Here is a 21,184-nt window from a genome sequence, read left to right as displayed (position 1 = left end):
GCGGGGCCGGGGCGGCGAGCGGCGGGCCGGGGCCGGGTCAGGTGCTCGGCAGCGTGCTGCCGTAGTCCACCGTCTCGTTCTTGGCGGGCGCCTCCAGGGGAAAGTCCTTGCCCCAGTCGCTGAGTGTGAGCGTCCCCGCGCCGCCCGCCCGCGCCAGTTGCAGCGGGTACGGCGTACCTTCCAGCGACACGTTCAGCGAACCGCCCGCGCCCTCGCTGCCGTTGACCTCGATGGTGCGCACGCCGCCGATCTCCGCCCGGTCGCCCTTGCCGCGCTTGCCGTGCAGCCCCAGCAGCCCGTCGAGCAGCACGCTCTTGTCGGTGAAGCCCCGCAGCTGTTCGTACGCCGGATCCTCCTCGGGGACCTTCACGTACTTGTCGTCGAGCTTCCGCGCGGCCTCCGAGTCGGCCTTGCTGGGCGGGCTGCCCGTCCCGCCGTCGCCGCCCTTGCCGTCCGCGTGGCTCCAGAAGCCGGCGTCCGCCTTCAGATACAGCTCGTCCTCGACGCGCAGCAGTTCGAACGTGCCGCCGGTCTTGGAGCTGACCGATCCGGTGCCGCCGGCCTCCTTGAGCGACATGTTGAGCCGGTACGTCTGCCCGTCGGTGACGAGCGTGCCCGACAGACGCACCGCGTCCGCGCTCTCGGCCGCGGCCCTGGCCTTCTTCTCGATGCCGGCCGCGGACAGTTTCCCGACGCCGTTCGTCCCCGCGTCCGGGTCCTCGTCGCTCCCGCAGGCCGTGAGCGCGACTGTCATCCCGATGCAGAGGGCGACGGGGACCGCGGCCCGGCGGAGTCGGACGGAGGACCGGGGAAGGGTCACGAACGCACTGCCTCTCATACGTGATGGGGGGACGGCAGACCGCAGCGTACCCGTGCCGACCGCGCCCCTCGACAACGAGCCCCGATGACGGATCGCCCGTACCGTACGGACGGATCCGCCGACGCGGCACGGAGCGGTACGGGCTAGCCTGAACCCGTTGTCGCGGTCGATACGGGGACAGTCACGGGCAGACGGCCCGGCCGGCCCCGCCGGGCCGCGCGGCGCGGCACGGCACGGCAGGCAGGGCACAGCAGGCACAGCAGGCACGGCACGGACGATCGCGGGCGAGGAGGAGCGCATCATGGCGTCGGGCGCTTCCCGGGTGTTCGTCTCGCACCTCGCCGGTGTGCCGGTCTTCGACCCCAACGGTGACCAGGTCGGCCGGGTGCGGGACCTCGTGGCGATGCTGCGCGTCGGCGGCCGCCCGCCCCGGGTGCTCGGCATGGTGGTCGAGGTGCTCAGCCGGCGGCGGATCTTCCTGCCCATGACCCGCGTCACCGGGGTCGCCTCCGGCCAGGTGATCACGACGGGCGTGGTCAACATGCGGCGCTTCGAACAGCGCCCCACCGAGCGCCTGGTCCTGGGGGAACTGCTGGACCGCCGCGTACAGCTCGTGGAGGACGGCGACGAGGTGACCGTCCTCGACGTCGCCGTCCAGCAGCTGCCCGCCCGCCGCGAGTGGGAGATCGGGAAGGTCTTCGTCCGGCGCGGCAGGGGCGGCGCGCTGCGGCGGCGCGGCGAGACGCTGACGCTCGACTGGTCCGCGGTCACCGGCTTCACGCTGGAGGAGGACAGCCAGGGCGCGGAGAGTCTCGTCGCGACGTTCGAGCGGCTGCGCCCCGCCGACCTGGCCAATGTGATGCACCATCTGACGCCCAAGCGGCGCGCCGAGGTGGCCGCCGCCCTCGACGACGACCGGCTGGCCGACGTCCTGGAGGAGCTGCCCGAGGACGACCAGGTGGAGATCCTGGGCAAGCTGGAGGACGACCGGGCGGCGGACGTGCTGGAGGCGATGGACCCGGACGACGCGGCCGATCTGCTCTCCGAACTGCCCGAGGAGGACAAGGAGCGGCTGCTGGCGCTGATGCGGCCCGGCGACGCGGCCGACGTGCGGCGGCTGCTGGCGTACGAGGAGCGGACGGCGGGCGGTCTGATGACCACCGAGCCGATCGTGCTGCGGCCCGACGCGACCGTCGCCGACGCGCTCGCGCGGGTGCGCCGGCAGGACCTCTCGCCCGCGCTGGCCGCGCAGGTCTACGTGTGCCGGGCGCCGGACGAGACACCGACCGGCAAGTACCTGGGCACGGTGCACTTCCAACGGCTGCTGCGCGAACCGCCGTTCACGCTCGTCGGCTCGATCGTCGAGAGTGACCTGCCGCCCCTGGCGCCCGATACGCCGCTGCCCCAGATCACCGGCTATCTCGCCGCGTACAACATGGTGGCCGCGCCGGTCGTGGACGAGAGCGGGTCGCTGCTCGGCGCCCTGACCGTCGACGACGTCCTGGACCACCTGCTGCCCGACGACTGGCGGGAGAACGGCTACGGCCTGGCGGAGGCCGCGAGTGAGCGCTGAACGGGCGGAGAAGGACGCGGCGAGGGAACGGGGCCTGGCGGCCACGGGAGCGAGCGCCGTGGCGCGTGGACCGCGCGGACGGCTCGACCAGCCGCGCATGCCGAGGCGCAGACTGCTGCCGGACTACGACCCCGAGGCGTTCGCCCGGCTGTCGGAGCGCATCGCGCGGTTCCTCGGGACGGGGCGCTTCATCGTCCTGATGACGCTGATCATCATCCTGTGGGTGCTGTGGAACATCTTCGCGCCGCCGGCACTGCGTTTCGACGAGTACCCGTTCATCTTCCTGACGCTGGCGCTGTCCCTCCAGGCGTCGTACGCGGCCCCGCTGATCCTCCTGGCACAGAACCGCCAGGACGACCGGGACCGGGTCACACACGAGCAGGAGCGCAAGCAGAACGAGCGCTCCATCGCCGACACCGAGTACCTGACCCGCGAGATCGCCTCGCTGCGCATCGGGCTCGGCGAGGTCGCCACCCGTGACTGGATCCGCTCGGAGCTCCAGGATCTGGTGCGGGACCTGGCCGAGCACCGGATCCCGCCGTCGGCGGAGGAGTCGCGCGGACGTGACGAATCAGACCGTTCCGAGCGCTGACGCGCTTTCCGGGGCGTGCGCGCCGCGCCGTACCATCTTCCTATGGCTACCGACACGCACGGCACCGTCGTCCCCGCGGAGGACGCGGTGCGCGCAGCACTGGCGACGGTGAACGACCCCGAGATCCACCGTCCGATCACCGACCTCGGCATGGTCAAATCGGTCGACATCGGGGCGGACGGCGCGGTGGCCGTCACGGTCTATCTCACGGTGTCCGGCTGCCCCATGCGCGACACGATCACCAGCAATGTGACGGAGGCCGTCGCCGCGGTCGCCGGCGTCACCCGTGTCGACGTCACGCTGGACGTGATGAGCGACGAGCAGCGCAAGGATCTCGCGGCGTCGCTGCGCGGCGGTACGGCGGAGCGCGAGGTGCCCTTCGCCAAGCCCGGCTCGCTGACCCGCGTGTACGCGGTCGCCTCGGGCAAGGGCGGAGTGGGCAAGTCGTCGGTGACCGTCAACCTCGCGGCGGCGATGGCCGCCGACGGTCTGAAGGTCGGCGTCGTCGACGCCGACATCTACGGGCACAGCGTCCCCCGGATGCTGGGTGCGGACGGCAGCCCCACCCAGGTCGAGAACATGATCATGCCGCCCGCGGCGCACGGTGTGAAGGTCATCTCCATCGGCATGTTCACCCCCGGCAACTCGCCGGTGGTCTGGCGCGGACCGATGCTGCACCGCGCGCTCCAGCAGTTCCTCGCCGATGTGTACTGGGGCGATCTGGACGTGCTGCTGCTGGACCTGCCGCCGGGGACGGGCGACATCGCGATCTCGGTGGCCCAGCTGGTGCCGAACGCCGAGATCCTGGTGGTCACCACCCCGCAGCAGGCCGCGGCCGAGGTCGCGGAGCGGGCCGGCTCCATCGCCGTGCAGACCCATCAGAAGATCGTCGGCGTGGTCGAGAACATGTCGGGCCTGCCCTGCCCGCACTGCGACGAGATGATCGACGTCTTCGGGACGGGCGGCGGCCAGCGGGTCGCCGACGGCCTCACGAAGACGACCGGCGCCACGGTGCCGGTGCTCGGCGCGATCCCGATCGACGTACGGCTGCGGGAGGGCGGCGACGACGGCAATCCGGTCGTGCTCTCCGACCCCGACTCCCCGGCGGGCGCGGCACTGCGCTCGATCGCCGGCAAGCTGGGCGGGCGCCAGCGCGGTCTGGCGGGCATGACGCTGGGCCTGACACCGCGCAACAAGTTCTGACGGTGGCCCGCGTGCGCCGGACGGGCTCGTCGAACCCGCCCGGCGCACCCCGGCCACACCGTCCGCCGGGCGGCCCGGGAGCGGTCAGTCGGCCGCGTACGACCTGATGTCCCCGATGGCCGAGAACCCGAGGCCGTACGCGCTCATGCCCCGCCCGTACGCGCCGATGTGCACCCCGTCCCCGGCCGAGGCGGTCGGGCCCGTCGAGCCCGCGAGCACCCAGCCGAACTCGGATTCGCGATAGTGGAACGGCGTCGGCACCCCGTCCACGGGCAGCGAGAGCACCGACCAGGCGGAGCCGTTCAGATCGTCGGCCAGCTCGAAGGCCGTCTCGGTCTGCTGGTCCAGCCAGTCGTCCCGCAGCGTGTGGTCGAGCTGGGCGGGCCAGGTCGACACCAGCAGCCCCGAACCGGCCAGCCAGGCCGCCGAGGACACCGTCGTGGCGTCCAGCACCCCGGTACCGTCACCGCTGCGCCGTACGGGGCTGGCGGCGACCGTGACGACCGCCGCGAAGCGCTCCTTCTCCGCGCCTGACGCGTCCGGTCTTATCGACGGCTCGTCGCCGTGTCCCGTGGAACCGTGCTGCACGGTGCCGTCCGCCGCCGTTCCCACCTGCATGAGCCACCGCGGGCCGGTGAACGCGTCGTCCAGTCCGTACCAGGGGAAGGCCGCCCGCAGATAGCCCTCGACCGCGCGCCTGCTGCCCGGCGCGCCGCCGGCCGTGCTCCGGGCTCCTGCCCGACTCGTCGTCTCCATCGGTCCGGACCGCCTCCTCCGTCTCGGGGTCCGGAGCGGCCCGCCCTCACGGACGTCTCACTACCGGACAGATGGAGGATAGCCACCCGTTACCGGCTGGCCGGGCAGGGTGGGCCTCAGGTGGCGTCTGCGTCGAAAGGCGGACGATCGGCCTGCTGGGGCTTCTCCTGCTTCTTGAGCAGGTCAGAGGTGCCGGACGGGCTCTTCGTCAGGCTCGGCGGGGCGGCCGTGGTCCCGGCGCCGTCACTCCCGCCGGTGTCGCCGTCCCTGCCGTGGACGGAGTCGGCGACGTCGTTGATCTCCTTCTTGAGGTTGAAGCTGCTGCGGATGTCCTTCAGCCCCAGGTCGTCCTCGTGCTCGGCGAGCTGCTTGCGGACGAACTTCTTGGGGTTGAGGTCCTCGAAGTCGAAGTCCTTGAACTCCGGTCCCAGCTCGGAGCGGATGTCCTCCTTGGCGTTGTCGGAGAACTCGCGCACCTTGCGGATGAAGCGGGACACGTCCTGGATGACCTTGGGCAGCTTGTCGGGGCCGAAGACGAGGACGGCGAGGATCACGAGCGTCACCAGCTCAAGCGCGCCTATGTCATTGAACACCCTGCTGCTCCTCGTGTTCTCCGTGCCCGCAGACGGGACCTCGCCGGCCCGGCCTGTGGTGGGTCAAGGCCCGGGCCGCTCCACGGTACCCGGCGTACCTGGCCGGACGGTACCTTCATTCGGCACTCACCTGCCCTCCGCGCTGCCGAGGACCAGAGTCATGGTCTGCTCTTTACCTCCGCGGGTCAGGGTGAGGTCCAGCTCGTCGCCGGGGCGGTGCGAGCGGATCTTCACGATCAGCTCCTCGCCGCTGTGCACGCGCTGGCCGTCCACCTCGGTGATGATGTCGCCGGTCCTGATGCCCGCCTTGGCGGCCGGTCCGCCTTCCTCCACGGCCGGTCCGCCCTCGGCGCTCTTGGCACCGACCTTGGCACCGTCGCCCGCGTACTCCATGTCGAGCGTGACGCCGATCACGGGGTGCGACGCCTTGCCGGTGTTGATCAGCTCCTCGGCGACGCGCTTGCCCTGGTTGATCGGTATGGCGAAGCCGAGCCCGATGGAACCGGCCTGGGTCCCGTCCGGGGCACCGCCGCCGTCCGCACCGCGGATCGCGCTGTTGATGCCGATGACCTGTGCCTTCGAATTCACCAGCGGGCCACCGGAGTTGCCGGGGTTGATCGGCGCGTCGGTCTGGAGGGCGTCGACGTAGCTGATGTCGCTGCCGTCGCCCTTCTCGCCGCCGGCCGTGATCGGGCGCTCCTTGGCGCTGATGATGCCCGCCGTGACGGTGTTCTGGAGGTCGAAGGGCGCGCCGATGGCCACCACCGGGTCGCCGACCTGCACGTTGTCGGAGTTGCCGAGGGGCAGCGGCTTGAGTCCGGAGACCCCGGTGACCTTCACCACGGCCAGGTCGTAGCCGCTGTCCTTGCCGACGAGCTTCGCCTTGGCCGTCTCGCCACCGCTGAAGGTGATCGAGATGTCGCCGTTCTCGCCGGCCGGGTCGACGACGTGGTTGTTCGTCAGGATGTGGCCCTTGCGGTCCAGGACGAATCCGGTGCCGGTGCCCTGCTCGCCGCCGCCGCTGACATGGAGGGTGACGACGCTCGGCAGGGCGCTGGAGGCGATCCCGGCGACGCTGTCCGCCGGACGGCCGCCGCCGTCGTTGCCGGCCTGGGGCAGTTCGACGCTGGTGATGCCGCCGTTGCGCTCGACGTACGCGCCGACGCCACCGCCGATGACGGCGGCGCAGAGCGCGAGGACCAGGGCGCCGACGAGTCCGACGCCCCGGCGCTTCGTCCTCCGGGAGTCGCCGAGGTCGGGGTAGGCGAGCGGCTGCTGCCCGGGGGCGCTCCACGGGTCGTACTGGAGCCACTGGGTGGGCCGCGAATGGGGGTCCTGGGGCGGGGGAAGCTGCTGGGGCGGCGCCTGCGGGTGCGCGAGGGGCTGGGTGTGGGTCTGTGTCTGCGGCGCGGGGCCGGGCCCCGGCACGGGCTGCTGGGGGGTCTGCGCCGGCACGCCGTACCCGGACGTCTGGTGGGGCTGCGGCCCGCCGGGGGCGCTCTGGCCGGTGTAGTGCTGCGGCGGGATCGGTGTGCCCTGGGCCGGGGTGGGTACCGGCCGCTGGACCGGCGGCGCGGGCGCCCACGGTCCGGGGCCGCCGTAGGGCGGTGTGCTGTACGGGTCGGGCTCGTGCAGCGGCTGCGGCCGGGCCGGTGACTCCGGGGCGCCCACCGCGGCGGCGGGAGCGCGCTCGGGCGGGGCCAGCAGGTGGTCGTCGGAATCCCCGTCCGGCTCGGAGGTCAGCTCCGGGCGGCGGCCGTCGGCAGGAGCGCGGTCGGCAGGAGCGCCGTCCGCCCGCGGAGCGTCGGACGGTTCGGGGACGGCCGGTTCGGACGTGCCGGGGACGAGCGCTTCGGGGACGGGCGCTCCGTCGGGATTCGGGGGGACCTCACCGGTGACCGGCGACAGTTCCGTCGTCTCCTCTGTGTTCCGGCGCTCCGGTGCGCCGGGCTCCCGCGGTATCGCGCGTCCCGATGCCGGGCGGCTCCACCACTTCGCCTTGGGTCCGGTGGGCTTGCCGTCGTCCATGCTCTCCCCGCACCTGCCTCGTCCGTGCCCCGAGAGGGCACCCGTGCAGGGATTCAACCAGGTTTACGAATGTCCGCGCAGGGACCCCGTCACCGAGGCCGCGAAAGCGGCACGCCGGACTGTGTGGGCGCGGCGAGATGGGTGGGGTCGGGCGTGGCCGTCGGTGTGGTCAGTCCGGGGTTCGCAGCCACCTGGAACGCCGTGCCCGTGGGACGTATCAACGGCGCCGCCGGGAAGTGGTTGAGGACCGCCGACTGGAACGGGTGGGGGGTGAACGGCGCCCGCATCGTGCCCGGAGCGAGCACGGGCGCGCTGTCGAGCGACTGCGAGAGGATGGCCCCCTGCTCACCGCCCTGCCTGCCTCGTGTGCCGCTGCCGGGCGGTGTGGTGGCCCTGGTCATCGGTGTGACGGTATTGCCGCCGGGCCCGCGTGCGGCCGTGTCGGCGGTGGCGCCCATGGGCAGCGCGCCGCCCAGCGCCATCGCGGCGAACGACACCGCGCTCGCGGCGGCGAAGGCGAACCTCCGACCGCGCCACGGTGAGCGCTCGGCCTCCGCGCGCCCCACCTCGTGGATCCTGAATCCCGCGCCGGAGCCGGAGCCACCGCGCAGGGGGGACGCGTGGGAGCCGGCGGGGTCGTAGCCGAAGGCATCGCTCCGTACACCGAAGACGCCGCCGCGGCCGAACGCCGAACCGTCGAACGGGCCGGGTGGCCCGTCCTCGTCCCGGTCGGACGCCCCGCCGGGCAGACCCTGGAGCCGGGCGAGGAAGCCCTCGGACAGCGGCGGCGGCGCCGACTGGGCGAACGCGTTCTTCAGCCTGCGCTGTGCGTCGGCCTCCGCCTTGCACTTGGCGCAGGTCGCGAGGTGGGCGAGCACACGCTCCCGGGCGTCGTGACCGAGCTCCCCGTCCACCAGGGCGGCGAGCCGGTCCCCCAGGTGCTGCTCGGCGGGGGTCGGTCCTGTACCACTCACGCGAGTCCGCCCTCCCCGGCCACGCCCGCGAACGTGCGCTGCTCGGCCCGAGCCTCGGGAGAACGGTGCGAGAGGGCCTTGCGCAGATGCGAACGGCCGCGGTGGATCCGGCTGCGCACCGTCCCGAGCTTCACGCCGAGCGTCGCGGCGATCTCCTCGTACGACAGTCCCTCGATGTCGCACAGGACGACCGCGGCACGGAACTCGGGAGCGAGGGTGTCCAGCGCCTGCTGCACATCCGCGTCGAAGTGGGTGTCGTGGAAGACCTGCTGCGGTGAGGGCTCCCGGCTGGGCAGGCGCTCCGCCGCGTCGTCACCGAGCGCGTCGAATCGGATCCGCTGCTTGCGGCGGACCATGTCCAGGAACAGGTTGGTGGTGATGCGGTGCAGCCAGCCCTCGAAGGTGCCGGGGGTGTACGTCGACAGGGAGCGGAAGACCCGGACGAAGACTTCCTGGGTCAGATCCTCGGCGTCGTGCTGGTTGCCCGTGAGGCGGTAGGCCAGGCGGTACACGCGAGCGCTGTGCGTGCTGACGATCTCCTCCCAGCTGGGAGGCGTCCACGCCTGCGATTCCGCATCCGATGCGAAGGTCGCCGTAACTGCGGAGTCGGTCGAGCGAGAACGGTCAGCGAAGTTGGTCACGGATTTCGGCTCACCGGCCGACCTGAGAAAGCGCTTGAACGCTCCTCCCCGATCCGCAGGCTCAGCCGCACCTCCCCTATCGACTCTGGTGGTGTCCAGCGGAGCACCTACCATAGCTACCTCGCCCGTTAGCTCCGGATAAGAATCTTTGCCTGAATTTGCGCCCGATCCCAGGTCTTCATCCATGAGTTCCCCCACCCCTTCCCCCACCCTTTCTTAACGCCCGGTCCCATCAGCGGGTTCCCGAGTCCAGCGGATACAGTCACCGGTGCGCCAACTACGGGGACAGGAGAGGGTCATTACCGCCAACCGGCAGACAAGCTGGGCGTTCGCCGACGCTTTTGTCGCCGAGGACGAGGCACTGCGCTGGGCCCGCGACAGGGCCCGGGACATGGGGCTCCGCTCCGTGTCACCGGGCACGGGCGCCGCGCTTCGTCTGCTTGCCGCCACGGCGGACGCCAAGGCGGTCGCGGAGATCGGCACGGGTACCGGGGTCTCCGGGATCTACCTCCTGAACGGAATGCGGCCCGACGGCGTACTGACCACGGTCGACACGGAGCCCGAGCGGCAGCAGTTCGCCCGCGAGGCGTTCCGCGCGGCCGGCTTCACGAACAACCGCGCGCGCTTCATTCCCGGCCGGGCCCGCGACGTGCTCCCCCGGCTCGCCGACGGCGGGTACGACCTCGTCTTCTGCGACGGTGACCGGCTCGAGTGCCTGGACTATCTCGCTGAATCGTTGCGTCTGCTGCGACCCGGCGGGCTCGTCTGCTTCGAGGGCGTCTTCGCCGACGGCCGTACGGTCGACTCGGCGGCCCAGCCGCACGAGGTCCTGCGCCTGCGCGAGCTGCTGCGCACCGTGCGGGAGATGCAGGACGAACTGCTGCCCTCACTGCTGCCGGTGGGCGACGGGCTGCTCTGCGCCGTACGCCGCTGAGGGGGCCGGGACCGACGGGGGACGGGGAGCGACAGGGACCCGCAGCACCGGCGGGCCGCATGAAGCCGCCCCCGCACGGATCTCTGTCCGTGCGGGGGCGGCATGGGAGTGCGCGTTCTGTCCGCGTCAGCCGACGACCTTCTTCAGGGCGTCGCCCAGCGCATCCGCCTCGTCGGGGGTCAGCTCGACGACCAGCCGACCGCCGCCTTCGAGCGGAACGCGCATGACGATGCCCCGCCCCTCCTTGGTCACCTCGAGCGGGCCGTCGCCCGTCCGCGGCTTCATGGCCGCCATGCTCGTTCCCCTTCCTGAAACCAGCTCATCGCAGCCGGCGGCCCCATGACAGGCGCTGTGTCACCGGCATCGAACACATTGCTTCCAGGCCATTATCCCGCATGGCGGGACCCGATGACCAACATCGGACGGCATCGCTTGCGCAACGCGCTCTCTCAAAACGACTCAATTCGGCGATCCGCCTGCGATACTTCGCCGCCGTTCACCACCGCGCGACCGTTGAATGTTTGACGCAGGTCACATGTCGGCCTGTGGTGATCTCCGCCATGCTGGGGCCGGACAGGACAGCGGACAGGCAGTCAGAGGCGCAGAGGAGATCCGATCATGGCCGACACGGTGCTGTACGAGGTGGGCGACGGGCTCGCGACCGTCACGATCAACCGGCCCGACGCCATGAACGCGCTGAACGTCGCGGCCAAGGTGGCCCTGCGGGACGCGCTGAGCAGCGCCGCCGAAGACTCCGCTGTACGGGCCGTGCTCCTCACCGCCACCGGGCGGGCCTTCTGTGTGGGACAGGACCTGAAGGAGCACGTCGCCCTGCTGACGGCGGACGCGGCCGACGGCAGCGGCGGGACCATGAGCACCGTGCGGGAGCACTACAACCCCATCGTGCGGGCGCTGACCGAGATGCCGAAGCCGGTCGTGGCCGGGGTCAACGGCGTCGCGGCGGGGGCGGGTCTCGGCTTCGCGCTCGCGTGCGACTACCGGGTCGTCGCCGACACGGCCTCCTTCAACACCTCATTCGCGGCCGTGGCACTGACGGCCGACTCCGGCGTGTCGTGGACACTGCCCCGGCTGATCGGGCAGAGCAGGGCGGCCGATCTGCTGATGTTCCCGCGCTCGATCACGGCGGAGCGGGCACTGGAGCTGGGGATCGTGAACAAGCTGGTGCCCGCGGCCGACCTCGCGGCCGAGGCGGCGGCGGTCGCCCGCGCCCTCGCGGAGGGCCCCACGCTGGCGTACGCGGCGCTGAAGGAGTCCCTCGCGTACGGCGCCGGCCACTCGCTGGCCGAGACGCTGGAGAAGGAGGGCGAACTCCAGAACCGGGCGGGCGCGTCGCAGGACCACGGCATCGCGGTCCAGTCCTTCCTCGCCAAGGAGAAGCCCCGTTACGTGGGCCGCTGACACGCCCCCGCCGACTCAGCCCTCACCGAGCCGCCGGCGGACCAGGCATCCGGCCAGATGGTCGTCGACCAGGCCGCACGCCTGCATCAGGGCGTACGCCGTGGTGGGGCCGACGAACCGGATGCCGCGCTTCTTGAGCGCCTTGGCCAGCGCGGTCGATTCGTCGGTGACCGCCGGGACGTCCCCGGTCGTCTTCGGCACCGGACGGGTGGCGGGGTCGGGGGCGTGGGACCAGATGAGGGTGTCCAGCTCACCGGCGGACCAGCCGGCCAGCTCGCGCGCGTTGGCGAGCGTGGCCTCGATCTTGGCGCGGTTGCGGATGATGCCCTCGTCGGCCAGCAGCCGGGCGGCGTCCGCGTCGGTGAACGCGGCGACCGCCGGGATGTGGAATCCGGCGAACGCCCGGCGGAAGCCCTCGCGGCGGCGCAGGATCGTGATCCAGGAGAGGCCGGACTGGAACGCCTCCAGGCAGAGCCTCTCGAAGAGGGCGTCGTCGCCGTGGACGGGCCGGCCCCACTCCTCGTCGTGGTACGTGACGTAGTCCTCGGTCGACAGGCCCCAGGGACAGCGGAGCTCGCCGTCCGGTCCCGGCACCGCGCCGCCGTCGGTCACCGCTCGTCCTCCGCGCCCGGGTTCTTGAAGAGGTCGGGCCGGGCGACCGCCGTCGCCTGGGCGCCCGCGAGGGTGGACTCCAGCTCGGCGATCCGGGAGTCGCGCTCGGCCAGCTCCGCGCCGAGCCTGGCCAGCACCTCGTCCACGTCGGCCATCCGGTAGCCGCGGGCCGCGACCGGCAGCCGCAGGGCCTCGATGTCGGCCCGGCCCACCGGGCGTGTCGCGGGCAGCGGGTCCACGGGCTGCTCGGGCGCGGACTCGGGCAGCACCTCGCGGTCGCCGCCGCCGACGACCGCGAGGGTGACGGCGGTGATCACCACGACCATCGCGACGAGCAAGAACAAGAACACGTGCTTCTCCCCGGGGCAGGAAAACGTCCGGTGCCGATCGTGCCATGCGGCGGTGACAGTTAGGGTCGGCGGCGACGGGACGGCCGGCGGAAACGGGTGGTGACCAGGGGATGAGCAGCGGCACTCTGCGGCTGGGACGGCGGGAGTTCGACGCCCACGAGCCGGTGATCATGGCCATCGTCAACCGGACGCCGGACTCCTTCTACGACCGGGGCGCCACCTTCCGCGACCGGCCCGCGCTGGACCGGGTGGAGCGGGCGGTGTCCGAGGGCGCCGCCATCATCGACATCGGCGGGGTGAAGGCGGGACCGGGTGACGAGGTGACGGCTGAGGAGGAGGCGCGCCGCACGGTCGGTTTCGTCGCGGAGGTCCGCAGGCGGTACCCGGACGTGGTGATCAGCGTCGACACCTGGCGCCACGAGGTGGGCGAGGCGGTCTGCGAGGCGGGCGCCGATGTGCTCAACGACGCCTGGGGCGGGGTGGATCCGGCACTGGCCGAGGTCGCGGCGCGGTACGGCGCGGGCCTGGTCTGCACGCACGCGGGCGGGGCCGAGCCGCGGACCCGGCCGCACCGGATCGCGTACGACGACGTGCTCGCGGACATTCTGCGGGTGACGCTCGGGCTGGCCGAGCGGGCCGTGGAGCTGGGGGTGCGCCGGGACGCGATCATGATCGATCCGGGGCACGACTTCGGGAAGAACACCCGGCATTCACTGGAGGCGACCCGCAGGCTGGGCGAGATGGCCGAGACCGGCTGGCCGGTGCTCGTCTCGCTGTCCAACAAGGACTTCGTCGGCGAGACCCTCGACCGGCCGGTGAAGGAGCGGCTGATCGGCACGCTCGCGACCACCGCCGTCTCGGCGTGGCTCGGCGCGCGGATCTACCGCGTGCACGAGGTGGCCGAGACGCGGCAGGTGCTGGACATGGTGGCGTCCATCGCGGGCCACCGGCCCCCGGCGGTGGCCCGCCGGGGGCTCGCCTGACCCCGGGGACCCGATGACCGCGGACGCCGCCGGTGTGAGGACGGGCCCCGGGGCCTGTCGTGTGGATCTTGCCGCGCTCGCGCGCCCCGGCACGCACGCTCAACGGGCCCGATCCGAACGACAGTCCCTAGTTCCCGGTCTCCTTGGTCACCAGGGCCACCGCCTCGTCCACGTCGTCCGTGACGTGGAACAGCAGCAGGTCCTTCTCGGACGCCTTGCCCTGCGCCACGACGGTGTCCCGCAGCCAGTCGATGAGCCCGCTCCAGTACGCCGTACCGAACAGGACGATCGGGAAGCGCGTCACCTTGCGGGTCTGGACGAGTGTGAGCGCCTCGAACAGCTCGTCCAGGGTGCCGAGGCCGCCGGGCAGAACGACAAAACCCTGGGCGTACTTCACGAACATCGTCTTACGGACGAAGAAGTAACGGAAGTTCACACCGATGTCGACGTGCGGGTTGAGCCCCTGCTCGAAGGGCAGCTCGATGCCGAGCCCCACGGAGATGCCCTTCGCGTCCCGCGCGCCCTTGTTCGCCGCTTCCATCGCGCCGGGGCCGCCGCCGGTGATGACCGCGAAGCCGGCCTCGACCAGCGCCCGGCCGATCCGGACGCCCGCGTCATAGTCCGGTGAGTCGACGGGCGTGCGCGCCGAGCCGAACACGCTGATGGCGCCGGGCAGTTCGGCGAGCGCGCCGAAGCCCTCCACGAACTCCGACTGGATGCGCATGACCCGCCAGGGATCGGTGTGCACCCACTCGGAGTCGCCCTCGGTGTCCAGCAGTCGCTGGTCGGTGGTGCCCGGCTGGACCTGGTCCCGGCGACGCAGCACCGGCCCCAGTCGCTGCGTGTCCGGCTTCCGTGCTTCCTCAGGACTGCCCATGGACTGCTCCCTCCGCTGCTGTGCCAGTTCCCGGCCAGCGTAGATCCATGGAGGTGACAAACAGCGAAATTCCGGCGGTCGGTCCGACTCCCCCGCCGCACCGACCGCCCACCGGCCGCCACACCCCTCGGGGCCGGCGCCTTCTTACGAGGTCAGCCACTCCCGCAGCCGGTTCTCGCAGTGCGTGATCCGCTCGACGGCCACGTGCTCGTCCCGCTTGTGGGCGAACAGCGCGTCCCCCGGGCCGTAGTTGACCGCGGGCACCCCGAGCGCCCCGAAGCGCGAGACGTCCGTCCAGCCGAACTTGGGCTGCGCCGTACCGCCCACGGCCTCCATGAAGGCCGCCGCCGCGGGGTGCGAGAGGCCGGGCAGGGCCGCGCCCGAGTGATCGTCCACGACGAACTCCCGGACGCCGCAGTCGGCGAACACCGCGCGTACGTGCGCCACCGCCTCCTCCTCGCCGCGGTCGGGCGCGTAGCGGTAGTTGACGACCACGGTGCAGGCGTCGGGGATGACGTTGCTCGCCACGCCCCCCTCGATCGCCACCGCGTTCAGGCCCTCCCGGTACTCCAGTCCGTCGATCACCGGGCGGCGCGGCTCGTACGCGGCGAGACGGGCCAGGATCGGCGCGGCGGCGTGGATGGCGTTGGACCCCGTCCAGCTGCGTGCCGAGTGCGCCCGCTCGCCCTCCGTACGGAGGTGGATCCGCAGCGTCCCCTGGCAGCCGCCCTCGACCTGCGCGTCGGAGGGTTCGAGCAGGACGGCGAAGTCCGCCCGCAGCAGGTCGGGGCGGGCGGCGGCCACGTGCCCGAGACCGTTGAGGTCGGCGGCGACCTCCTCGTTGTCGTAGAAGACGAAGGTCAGGTCGCGGTTGGGGTCGGGCACGGTCGCGGCGATGCGCAGCTGGACGGCGACGCCCGACTTCATGTCGGTGGTGCCGCAGCCCCAGAGGACGCCGTTCTCGTCGAGCCTGGAGGGGACGTTGTCCGCGATCGGGACGGTGTCGATGTGCCCGGCCAGGATGACGCGCTCGGCCCGCCCGAGGTCCGTACGCGCCACGACGTTGTTGCCGTACCGCTCGACGGTGAGGTGCGGCAGGGTGCGCAGCGCCTCCTCGACGGCGTCGGCGAGGGGCTCCTCGTCGCCGCTGACGGACGGGATGTCGACGAGCCGGGCGGTGAGCTCCGGGGCGTCCAGCGTGAGGTCCAGGGTGGTTCCAGGCTTCGTTTCGGGCATGGCCAGACCCTACGACGTGGCCGGCGCCCGGCGGTTGCCGGAGGGGACGGGCAGGCGGGTCCTGCTCCGCCGGTGGTGCCGGTACGGTGTGCTGCGTGTCCGAGACCGCCTCCCCTCCCCGCCGCGGGCGACTCTTCCGCCTCGCCGCCGCGTTCACCGTGCTCCTCGCGCTGGCCGGCTATGTCGCGGTGCGGTACGTCTCCGGTGACAGCGGCCCGCCGCGTTGCACGGCGCGGGCCGCCGAGTCGTCCGACGGCGACGTCCCCACCTACGAGATGAGCCCGGAGCAGGCCGCGAACGCCGCCACGATCTCGGCGGTCGGCACCACGCGGGGCATGCCCGAGCGCGCCGTCACGATCGCCCTGGCGACCGCCCTCCAGGAGTCCGCGCTGCGCAACATCGACTACGGCGACCGGGACTCCGTCGGCCTCTTCCAGCAGCGCCCGTCGAAGGGCTGGGGCACGGTCGAGCAGATCCTCGACCCGGTGTACTCGGCGGGAAAGTTCTACGCGGGGCTGGCCGAGGTCCCGGGCTATTCGCGGCTGCCTCTCACGGAGGCCGCGCAGCGCGTCCAGCGCAGCGGTTTCCCGCAGGCGTACGCGAAGCACGAGCCGGACGCCACGCTGCTGTCCGCCGCGCTCACCGGCCGATCCGCGGCGACGCTCACCTGTACGGGCTCGGGCGACGGCGAGCCGGGCGATCCGGCGAAGGTGCGGGCCGCCCTGGCGCGCGCCTTCGGGCCCGATGTGCTGCCGGAGACCGCGGGCGCCGACGGGGCGGCCGGGGGCGGCGAGGCGGGCGGACAGGCGGACCGGCAGGCGGACGGCCGGGACGACGCGAAGGCGCCGGCCGAGGTCGAGGTGCCGGTCGGCGCATCGGACCGGGCGCGCGGCTGGGAATTCGCCCACTGGGCGGTGGCGCACTCCGCCGACCTGCGGATCGCGGAGGTCTCGATCGGTGACCGGGTCTGGAGTGCGGCGAAGTCCGGCCAGGGCTGGCGGAAGACCGAGGGCCGGTCGGGTCCGGAGAAATCCGCCGCGAACGATGTGCGACTGCGTATCGCGCAGTAGTACGGCGAGGCCACCCGGACGGAGTAGTCACGGTGGATCCGGGCGGCTGTGCGCGCCCTCCCCCGGCGGATTCCGGATCCGACACCAAATTCCTTGTAGCAAAAGCGAAGTGACGGTTCGCCAGTTTTCCGGGCCGAGGATCCTTTGACCGTTTTTATCCGTAGCCGATAATGCGACGCATTACCAATTCTTTACTCTTGTACACCGCAACCTTCGGTGCCCTTGGAGGGGTTGTTCAGTACGTCCGCTCACTGGACACGACAATTTCCTCTCCCGTCGAAGGAGCATCATGTCCCTCCCCCTGGCCCGCCGGATCGCCCGTGCCGCGCTTCTCGTCGCGGCAGGCGCAGCCCCCGTGGTCGGTGCGGCCGGCTCCGCCAGCGCAGCAGCCCTCCCGCAGGCCGCCGACCTCGGCGGCGTCTCCCAGCTGGACGGCGCCTCGCTCGGCAGCACCCTCGACAGCGGCGCGCGGCAGGCGACCGGCGTGGCGGGAGAGGCCGGCGGCGAGGCCGTGGCCTCCTCCGTCCCGGCGGCCGGCGAGACCCTCGGCGGCGTCGCCAAGAAGGCGACCCCCGTCGCCCAGCGGGCGGCCGGTGAGACCGCCGGCGGCGCCGGTGAGACCCTCGGCGACGCGGCGACGTCGGTCACCGAGAACGGTCTGCCGACCGACTCCCTCGGTGGCGGCCTGCCCACCGACAAGCTCCCGGTCGACACCCTGCCCCTCCGCTGATCCCAGCCGGTCGGGAAGCACGCTTCACAAGAAGAGGGGCCCGGGGAGTGCGCACTCCCCGGGCCCCTTTTCTTGTGTCCCGCCCGGGAGGCCGACGCGCGCCGGCCTCCCGGGGAGGTCTCAGCCGAGCCGCTTGACCGCGGCCTCCACGCGCTCGTCGGTCGCCGTGAGCGCCACACGTACGAAACTCTCGCCCGCGGGTCCGTAGAAGTCCCCCGGCGCCACCAGGATGCCCAGCTCCGCCAGGTGGGCCACCGTCCGCCAGCACGGCTCGTCGCGGGTCGCCCACAGATACAGGCTCGCCTCGCTGTGCTCGATCCGGAAGCCGTGGCCCTCCAGGGCCGCGCGCAGGGCGGTGCGCCGGGCCGCGTACCGCGCCCGCTGCTCCGCGACGTGGGTGTCGTCGCCCAGCGCGGCGACGGTCGCCGCCTGAACGGGCGCGGGGGTCATCATGCCGCCGTGCTTGCGGATCTGGAGCAGTTCGCCCAGGACGGCCGCGTCGCCCACCAGGAAGGCCGCGCGGTAGCCGGCCAGGTTGGAGCGCTTGGAGAGCGAGTGGACGGCCACGAGGCCCTCGTACGAGCCACCGCAGACGTCCGGGTGGAGTACGGAGACGGGCTCGGCCTCCCAGCCGAGTTCCAGATAGCACTCGTCGCTGAAGAGGAGCACACCGTGCTCGCGGGCCCAGGCGACGATCCGGGTCAGCTCCGCCTTGTCCAGCACACGTCCGGTCGGGTTCGACGGCGAGTTGAGCCAGAGCAGCCTCAGACCCGCCGGGTCGAGTTCGGTGGGGTCCTCGTAGGAGACGGGCTCCGCGTAGCACAGCCGGGCGCCCACCTCGTACGTCGGGTAGGCGAGCTTCGGGTACGCGACCCGGTCGCCTGCGCCGAGGCCGAGCTGGGTCGGCAGCCAGGCCACCAGTTCCTTGGAGCCGACCACCGGCAGGACGTTGGTGTGCGCGACGCCGCGTGCGCCGAGCCGCCGTTCGGCCCAGCCGGTGAGCGCGTCGCGCAACTCGGCCGTCCCCCACACCGTGGGGTAGCCGGGTGAGTCCGCCGCGTCGACCAGGGCGCGCCGGATCAGCTCCGGGACCGGATCGACCGGGGTCCCGACGGACAGGTCCACGATGCCGTCCGGGTGGGCGGCCGCTGTCGCCTTGTAGGGCTCCAGCTTGTCCCAGGGGAAGACCGGAAGTCGCGAAGAGACTGCGGACACGGTGCTCACTTTCTCGACACTGCTCACTTTTCGGTACGCCGGGGAAAACACCGCGGTCCCGTACGGCGGCCTGCCGTACGGGACCGGGAGCCGGGCCCGTCAGTCGTGCTGGGGCTGCGGCGGCAGTGCGGCGATGACGGGGTGGTCACGCTCGATCAGACCGAGCTTGGAGGCGCCACCGGGGGAACCGAGTTCGTCGAAGAACTCCACGTTGGCCTTGTAGTAGTCCTTCCACTCCTCCGGGGTGTCGTCCTCGTAGAAGATCGCCTCGACCGGGCAGACCGGCTCACAGGCGCCACAGTCGACGCATTCGTCCGGGTGGATGTACAAGGACCGTGAGCCCTCGTAGATGCAGTCGACCGGGCACTCTTCGATGCACGCCTTGTCCTTGAGATCCACACAAGGCTGCGCGATGACGTAGGTCACGCTGTCGTTCCTCCTCGATAGGGCGCGGCGGGCCATCTGCGGCTCCGTCCACGGGCGCGCGGGAGCGCGGCGTCGTCGATGCCCGGACCTAGTATCTCCGTTCCTGGGCACGATCCGCACAGGAGGGGCGCACAGAGCTGTGGAATTCACGACCGGGGCCCGGCTGGAGGTCCGAATCACCCCCGCTGACGTGGGTAAACGCGTGTCGGTCCGCCGACTGACCGATGCCGACGACGGCGCGGAGAAGTTCACCGACACGGTCGGGGTTCTCACATCCTGGGACGAAGGTGTGGTCCTCGTCACACGACGCACCGGTGAGACCGTCCGGATCCGGGAGTCCGCGCTCGTCGCGGGCAAGGTCGTCCCGGCCGCGCCGGCCAGGCGGCGGGGACCCGCCGCGTCCTTCCGGGAGCTGACCCGGGTGGCGGCCCGCGCGTGGCAGCCCGTGGAGCGGGAGGCGCTCGGCGAGTGGGAACTGCGGGCCTCGGCCGGATTCACCCGGCGCGCCAACTCGGCGCTGCCGCTGGGCGAGCCGGGAATGCCCCTGGACGAGGCTCTGCGGCACGTACGGAGCTGGTACGGCCGCCGGGACCTGCCGGCGTACATCCAGACCGCCACGGGCGCCGAGGGGACGCAGGAGCGGCTCTGCGCCGAACTGGAGGCGCGGGGCTGGCTGCGGGAGGTGACGGCCGAGATGCGGACGGGCGCGCTCGCGCCCCTGGCGGACGGCCCGGGGGACGACGGCACGGCGCCCGCCGTGCCCGTACGGCTGGAGCGCGCCTGCGACGAGGCGTGGCTCCGCCGCTACCGGCGCTTCGACGAGCCGGGCCCGCACGTGCTGCGCGTTCTCGGCGGCGGGCCGTCCGTGTGGTTCGCGGCGGTGGACGGCGACGACGGTGTACCCGCGGCCATCGGCCGGTGTGTGATCGACGGGCGCTGGGCCGGCTTCATGGCCGTCGAGGTCGATCCCTCGCGGCGGCGACAGGGGCTGGCGAGCGCGGTGATGCGCGCGCTCGCCCGGCGGGCGCTCGACGAGGGCGCGTCCGCCGCGTGGCTCCAGGTCGAGTCGGACAACGACGCGGCCCGCGCGCTGTACGACGGCATGGGATTCACCACGCACCACCTGTACCACCACTTCCGAGCCGCGTGAGGAGCCACGGACCGGCCATGGAACCTGAACCGTCATCGAGCGACCGGCGGGCCGTGTTCGCCGCCGAGGCCCGCGCCGAGCGCCCCGATGTCGCGCTGCTCTGCCTCCTCATCGGTACGGAGGCGGACGCCGGGCTCGACGAGGCCGGGCTGGACGCGGCGCAGATCGAACTCGACCGGCTGGCCGGGATGCTGCCGTTCGGCCTCGGGGGACCGCGCGCCTGGGCCACCGCGCTGGCGGACCTGCTGGGCACGCGCATGGGGTTCCGGGGCACACCGGGCGAGTACCGGCGGCTGGAGGCGTCCCTGCTGCACGAGGTGCTGCGCCGCAGGCGCGGGCTGCCGATCCTGCTGTCCGTGCTGTGGACCGAGGTCGCGCGCCGCGCGGGAGCGCCGGTGTACGGGGTGGCGCTGCCCGGCCACTTCGTGGTCGGCCTCGGCGCGCCCGAGGAACCCGGCCGGCAGGTCCTGGTCGACCCGTACGCGGGCGGCAGGCTTCTGACGCGGGAGGACACCGAGACGCTGGTCACGGGGGCGACAGGGGCCCCTCTGGAGCCCTCGATGCTGAGCCCGGCCGAACCGCTGCACGTCGTGGTCCGTGTCCTGAACAACATCCGCGCGTGGGCCTCGACGCGCCCGGAGCGCGGCGACGTCGCCCTGTGGGGGGTCGAGCTGAGCCTGCTGCTCCCGTCGCACCCGGCCCGGCTCCGTTACGAGCGCGCGCAACTGCTGGTGCGGCGCGGGGAGTTCCTGGCGGGGGCCGCCGAGATGGAGGAGTACGCCGAGGTGGTGGCGGCGGTGGAGCCGTCGACGGCGGACATGATCCGCCACAAGGCGCGGGCGGCCCGCGCGATGCTGAACTGACGGCGGCCGGGCGTACCGGCGGCCGGTCCACGCGAAAGCGGGGGGGGGGGGGGGGGGGGGGGGGGGGGGGTGTGGGGGGGGGGGGGGGGGGGGGGGGGGGGGGGGGGGGGGGGGGGGGGGGGGGCGGGGGGACGAGAGG

At 72.5% G+C, this 21,184-nt stretch carries 23 protein-coding genes; 10 read left to right on the top strand and 13 right to left on the bottom strand.

Features of this window, described 5'->3' with window-relative positions; genetic code table 11:
* Window positions 1-37: 37 nt before the first annotated feature.
* A complete protein-coding gene (locus tag ACZ61E_RS14765) occupies window positions 38-754 on the bottom strand; it encodes a hypothetical protein (RefSeq protein WP_469700022.1) in 717 nt (238 codons plus the stop codon).
* A gap of 367 nt (window positions 755-1,121) precedes the next feature.
* Between ACZ61E_RS14765 and ACZ61E_RS14760 the strand changes: the two genes are divergently transcribed.
* From ACZ61E_RS14760 to ACZ61E_RS14750, 3 genes are read left to right on the top strand one after another with little or no spacing between them, the layout of a single operon-like run.
* Complete coding sequence (locus ACZ61E_RS14760; protein WP_469700021.1) at window positions 1,122-2,393, top strand: magnesium transporter MgtE N-terminal domain-containing protein; 1,272 nt, start codon at window positions 1,122-1,124, stop codon at window positions 2,391-2,393.
* Window positions 2,394-2,427: 34 nt separating this feature from the next.
* On the top strand, window positions 2,428-2,985 hold the full coding sequence (locus tag ACZ61E_RS14755; RefSeq protein ID WP_469700112.1) for a DUF1003 domain-containing protein: 558 nt from the start codon (window positions 2,428-2,430) through the stop codon (window positions 2,983-2,985).
* Window positions 2,986-3,027: 42 nt separating this feature from the next.
* Entirely contained in the window at window positions 3,028-4,188 is a 1,161-nt protein-coding gene (locus tag ACZ61E_RS14750; protein WP_469700020.1) for an Mrp/NBP35 family ATP-binding protein, read from the top strand.
* A gap of 84 nt (window positions 4,189-4,272) precedes the next feature.
* On the opposite strand, the gene ACZ61E_RS14745 is transcribed toward ACZ61E_RS14750, so the two are convergent.
* The 5 genes from ACZ61E_RS14745 to sigE form a co-directional block, all read right to left on the bottom strand.
* On the bottom strand, window positions 4,273-4,944 hold the full coding sequence (locus ACZ61E_RS14745) for a hypothetical protein (protein WP_469700019.1): 672 nt from the start codon (window positions 4,942-4,944) through the stop codon (window positions 4,273-4,275).
* Window positions 4,945-5,060: 116 nt separating this feature from the next.
* Window positions 5,061-5,537 (bottom strand): sec-independent translocase, encoded by a 477-nt coding sequence (locus tag ACZ61E_RS14740; RefSeq protein WP_469700018.1) that lies wholly within the window; start codon window positions 5,535-5,537, stop codon window positions 5,061-5,063.
* A 126-nt stretch (window positions 5,538-5,663) separates the two neighbouring features.
* Window positions 5,664-7,565: a S1C family serine protease gene (locus ACZ61E_RS14735; protein ID WP_469700017.1), complete on the bottom strand. Its 1,902-nt coding sequence runs from the start codon at window positions 7,563-7,565 to the stop codon at window positions 5,664-5,666.
* Between the two features lie 89 nt (window positions 7,566-7,654).
* A complete protein-coding gene (locus ACZ61E_RS14730; RefSeq protein WP_469700016.1) occupies window positions 7,655-8,539 on the bottom strand; it encodes an anti-sigma factor family protein in 885 nt (294 codons plus the stop codon).
* A complete protein-coding gene (gene sigE, locus ACZ61E_RS14725) occupies window positions 8,536-9,294 on the bottom strand; it encodes an RNA polymerase sigma factor SigE (RefSeq protein ID WP_469700111.1) in 759 nt (252 codons plus the stop codon). The genes ACZ61E_RS14730 and sigE overlap by 4 nt, the downstream gene beginning before the upstream one ends.
* A 154-nt stretch (window positions 9,295-9,448) precedes the next feature.
* Here sigE and ACZ61E_RS14720 point away from each other — a divergent pair, with 154 nt between their 5' ends.
* Complete coding sequence (locus ACZ61E_RS14720) at window positions 9,449-10,114, top strand: O-methyltransferase (protein WP_078075229.1); 666 nt, start codon at window positions 9,449-9,451, stop codon at window positions 10,112-10,114.
* A 126-nt stretch (window positions 10,115-10,240) separates the two neighbouring features.
* Here the strand turns inward: ACZ61E_RS14720 and ACZ61E_RS14715 are convergent, their stop codons facing one another.
* Window positions 10,241-10,408: a DUF3117 domain-containing protein gene (locus tag ACZ61E_RS14715; RefSeq protein ID WP_003966491.1), complete on the bottom strand. Its 168-nt coding sequence runs from the start codon at window positions 10,406-10,408 to the stop codon at window positions 10,241-10,243.
* A gap of 324 nt (window positions 10,409-10,732) precedes the next feature.
* Between ACZ61E_RS14715 and chcB the strand changes: the two genes are divergently transcribed.
* On the top strand, window positions 10,733-11,533 hold the full coding sequence (chcB, locus tag ACZ61E_RS14710) for a 2-cyclohexenylcarbonyl CoA isomerase (protein ID WP_469700015.1): 801 nt from the start codon (window positions 10,733-10,735) through the stop codon (window positions 11,531-11,533).
* A gap of 15 nt (window positions 11,534-11,548) precedes the next feature.
* Here chcB and ACZ61E_RS14705 read toward each other — a convergent pair whose 3' ends face one another.
* Window positions 11,549-12,145, bottom strand: coding sequence for a DNA-3-methyladenine glycosylase I (locus ACZ61E_RS14705; protein ID WP_469700014.1), 597 nt, complete (start codon window positions 12,143-12,145; stop codon window positions 11,549-11,551).
* Window positions 12,142-12,495 (bottom strand): hypothetical protein, encoded by a 354-nt coding sequence (locus ACZ61E_RS14700; protein WP_469700013.1) that lies wholly within the window; start codon window positions 12,493-12,495, stop codon window positions 12,142-12,144. Before ACZ61E_RS14700 ends, ACZ61E_RS14705 begins: the two co-directional genes overlap by 4 nt.
* A gap of 110 nt (window positions 12,496-12,605) precedes the next feature.
* Here ACZ61E_RS14700 and folP point away from each other — a divergent pair, with 110 nt between their 5' ends.
* Entirely contained in the window at window positions 12,606-13,478 is an 873-nt protein-coding gene (folP, locus tag ACZ61E_RS14695; protein ID WP_469700012.1) for a dihydropteroate synthase, read from the top strand.
* 127 nt (window positions 13,479-13,605) lie between these two features.
* Here the strand turns inward: folP and ACZ61E_RS14690 are convergent, their stop codons facing one another.
* Both ACZ61E_RS14690 and dapE read right to left on the bottom strand, forming a co-directional pair.
* Window positions 13,606-14,355 (bottom strand): LOG family protein, encoded by a 750-nt coding sequence (locus ACZ61E_RS14690; protein WP_469700011.1) that lies wholly within the window; start codon window positions 14,353-14,355, stop codon window positions 13,606-13,608.
* A 144-nt stretch (window positions 14,356-14,499) separates the two neighbouring features.
* Window positions 14,500-15,591 (bottom strand): succinyl-diaminopimelate desuccinylase, encoded by a 1,092-nt coding sequence (dapE, locus tag ACZ61E_RS14685; protein WP_469700010.1) that lies wholly within the window; start codon window positions 15,589-15,591, stop codon window positions 14,500-14,502.
* 95 nt (window positions 15,592-15,686) lie between these two features.
* On the opposite strand from dapE, the gene ACZ61E_RS14680 reads away from it, so the two are divergent.
* Window positions 15,687-16,661: a VldE C-terminal domain-containing protein gene (locus tag ACZ61E_RS14680; RefSeq protein ID WP_469700009.1), complete on the top strand. Its 975-nt coding sequence runs from the start codon at window positions 15,687-15,689 to the stop codon at window positions 16,659-16,661.
* Between the two features lie 289 nt (window positions 16,662-16,950).
* On the top strand, window positions 16,951-17,391 hold the full coding sequence (locus ACZ61E_RS14675) for an ATP-binding protein (protein ID WP_469700008.1): 441 nt from the start codon (window positions 16,951-16,953) through the stop codon (window positions 17,389-17,391).
* Between the two features lie 120 nt (window positions 17,392-17,511).
* Here ACZ61E_RS14675 and ACZ61E_RS14670 read toward each other — a convergent pair whose 3' ends face one another.
* Complete coding sequence (locus ACZ61E_RS14670; protein ID WP_469700007.1) at window positions 17,512-18,606, bottom strand: bifunctional succinyldiaminopimelate transaminase/glutamate-prephenate aminotransferase; 1,095 nt, start codon at window positions 18,604-18,606, stop codon at window positions 17,512-17,514.
* Between the two features lie 99 nt (window positions 18,607-18,705).
* The gene (fdxA, locus tag ACZ61E_RS14665) at window positions 18,706-19,032 is read right to left on the bottom strand and encodes a ferredoxin (protein WP_469700006.1); all 327 of its coding nucleotides are present in this window, start codon (window positions 19,030-19,032) and stop codon (window positions 18,706-18,708) included.
* Between the two features lie 139 nt (window positions 19,033-19,171).
* Between fdxA and ACZ61E_RS14660 the strand changes: the two genes are divergently transcribed.
* On the top strand, window positions 19,172-20,182 hold the full coding sequence (locus ACZ61E_RS14660) for a GNAT family N-acetyltransferase (protein ID WP_469700005.1): 1,011 nt from the start codon (window positions 19,172-19,174) through the stop codon (window positions 20,180-20,182).
* Between the two features lie 17 nt (window positions 20,183-20,199).
* On the top strand, window positions 20,200-21,045 hold the full coding sequence (locus tag ACZ61E_RS14655; RefSeq protein WP_469700004.1) for a transglutaminase family protein: 846 nt from the start codon (window positions 20,200-20,202) through the stop codon (window positions 21,043-21,045).
* Window positions 21,046-21,184: the final 139 nt, after the last annotated feature.

This window comes from Streptomyces sp. NPDC104581 (assembly GCF_055583685.1).
This window is presented reverse-complemented; position numbering and strand designations above follow the sequence as displayed.

Coding starts and splice junctions, on each gene's coding strand:
- ACZ61E_RS14765 (WP_469700022.1), bottom strand. CDS start 754: ATGACAGTCGCGCTCACGGCCTGCGGGAGCGACGAGGACCCGGACGCG.
- ACZ61E_RS14760 (WP_469700021.1), top strand. CDS start 1,122: ATGGCGTCGGGCGCTTCCCGGGTGTTCGTCTCGCACCTCGCCGGTGTG.
- ACZ61E_RS14750 (WP_469700020.1), top strand. CDS start 3,028: ATGGCTACCGACACGCACGGCACCGTCGTCCCCGCGGAGGACGCGGTG.
- ACZ61E_RS14745 (WP_469700019.1), bottom strand. CDS start 4,944: ATGGAGACGACGAGTCGGGCAGGAGCCCGGAGCACGGCCGGCGGCGCG.
- ACZ61E_RS14735 (WP_469700017.1), bottom strand. CDS start 7,565: ATGGACGACGGCAAGCCCACCGGACCCAAGGCGAAGTGGTGGAGCCGC.
- sigE (WP_469700111.1), bottom strand. CDS start 9,294: ATGGTAGGTGCTCCGCTGGACACCACCAGAGTCGATAGGGGAGGTGCG.
- ACZ61E_RS14715 (WP_003966491.1), bottom strand. CDS start 10,408: ATGGCGGCCATGAAGCCGCGGACGGGCGACGGCCCGCTCGAGGTGACC.
- chcB (WP_469700015.1), top strand. CDS start 10,733: ATGGCCGACACGGTGCTGTACGAGGTGGGCGACGGGCTCGCGACCGTC.
- folP (WP_469700012.1), top strand. CDS start 12,606: ATGAGCAGCGGCACTCTGCGGCTGGGACGGCGGGAGTTCGACGCCCAC.
- ACZ61E_RS14690 (WP_469700011.1), bottom strand. CDS start 14,355: ATGGGCAGTCCTGAGGAAGCACGGAAGCCGGACACGCAGCGACTGGGG.
- dapE (WP_469700010.1), bottom strand. CDS start 15,591: ATGCCCGAAACGAAGCCTGGAACCACCCTGGACCTCACGCTGGACGCC.
- ACZ61E_RS14675 (WP_469700008.1), top strand. CDS start 16,951: ATGTCCCTCCCCCTGGCCCGCCGGATCGCCCGTGCCGCGCTTCTCGTC.
- ACZ61E_RS14655 (WP_469700004.1), top strand. CDS start 20,200: ATGGAACCTGAACCGTCATCGAGCGACCGGCGGGCCGTGTTCGCCGCC.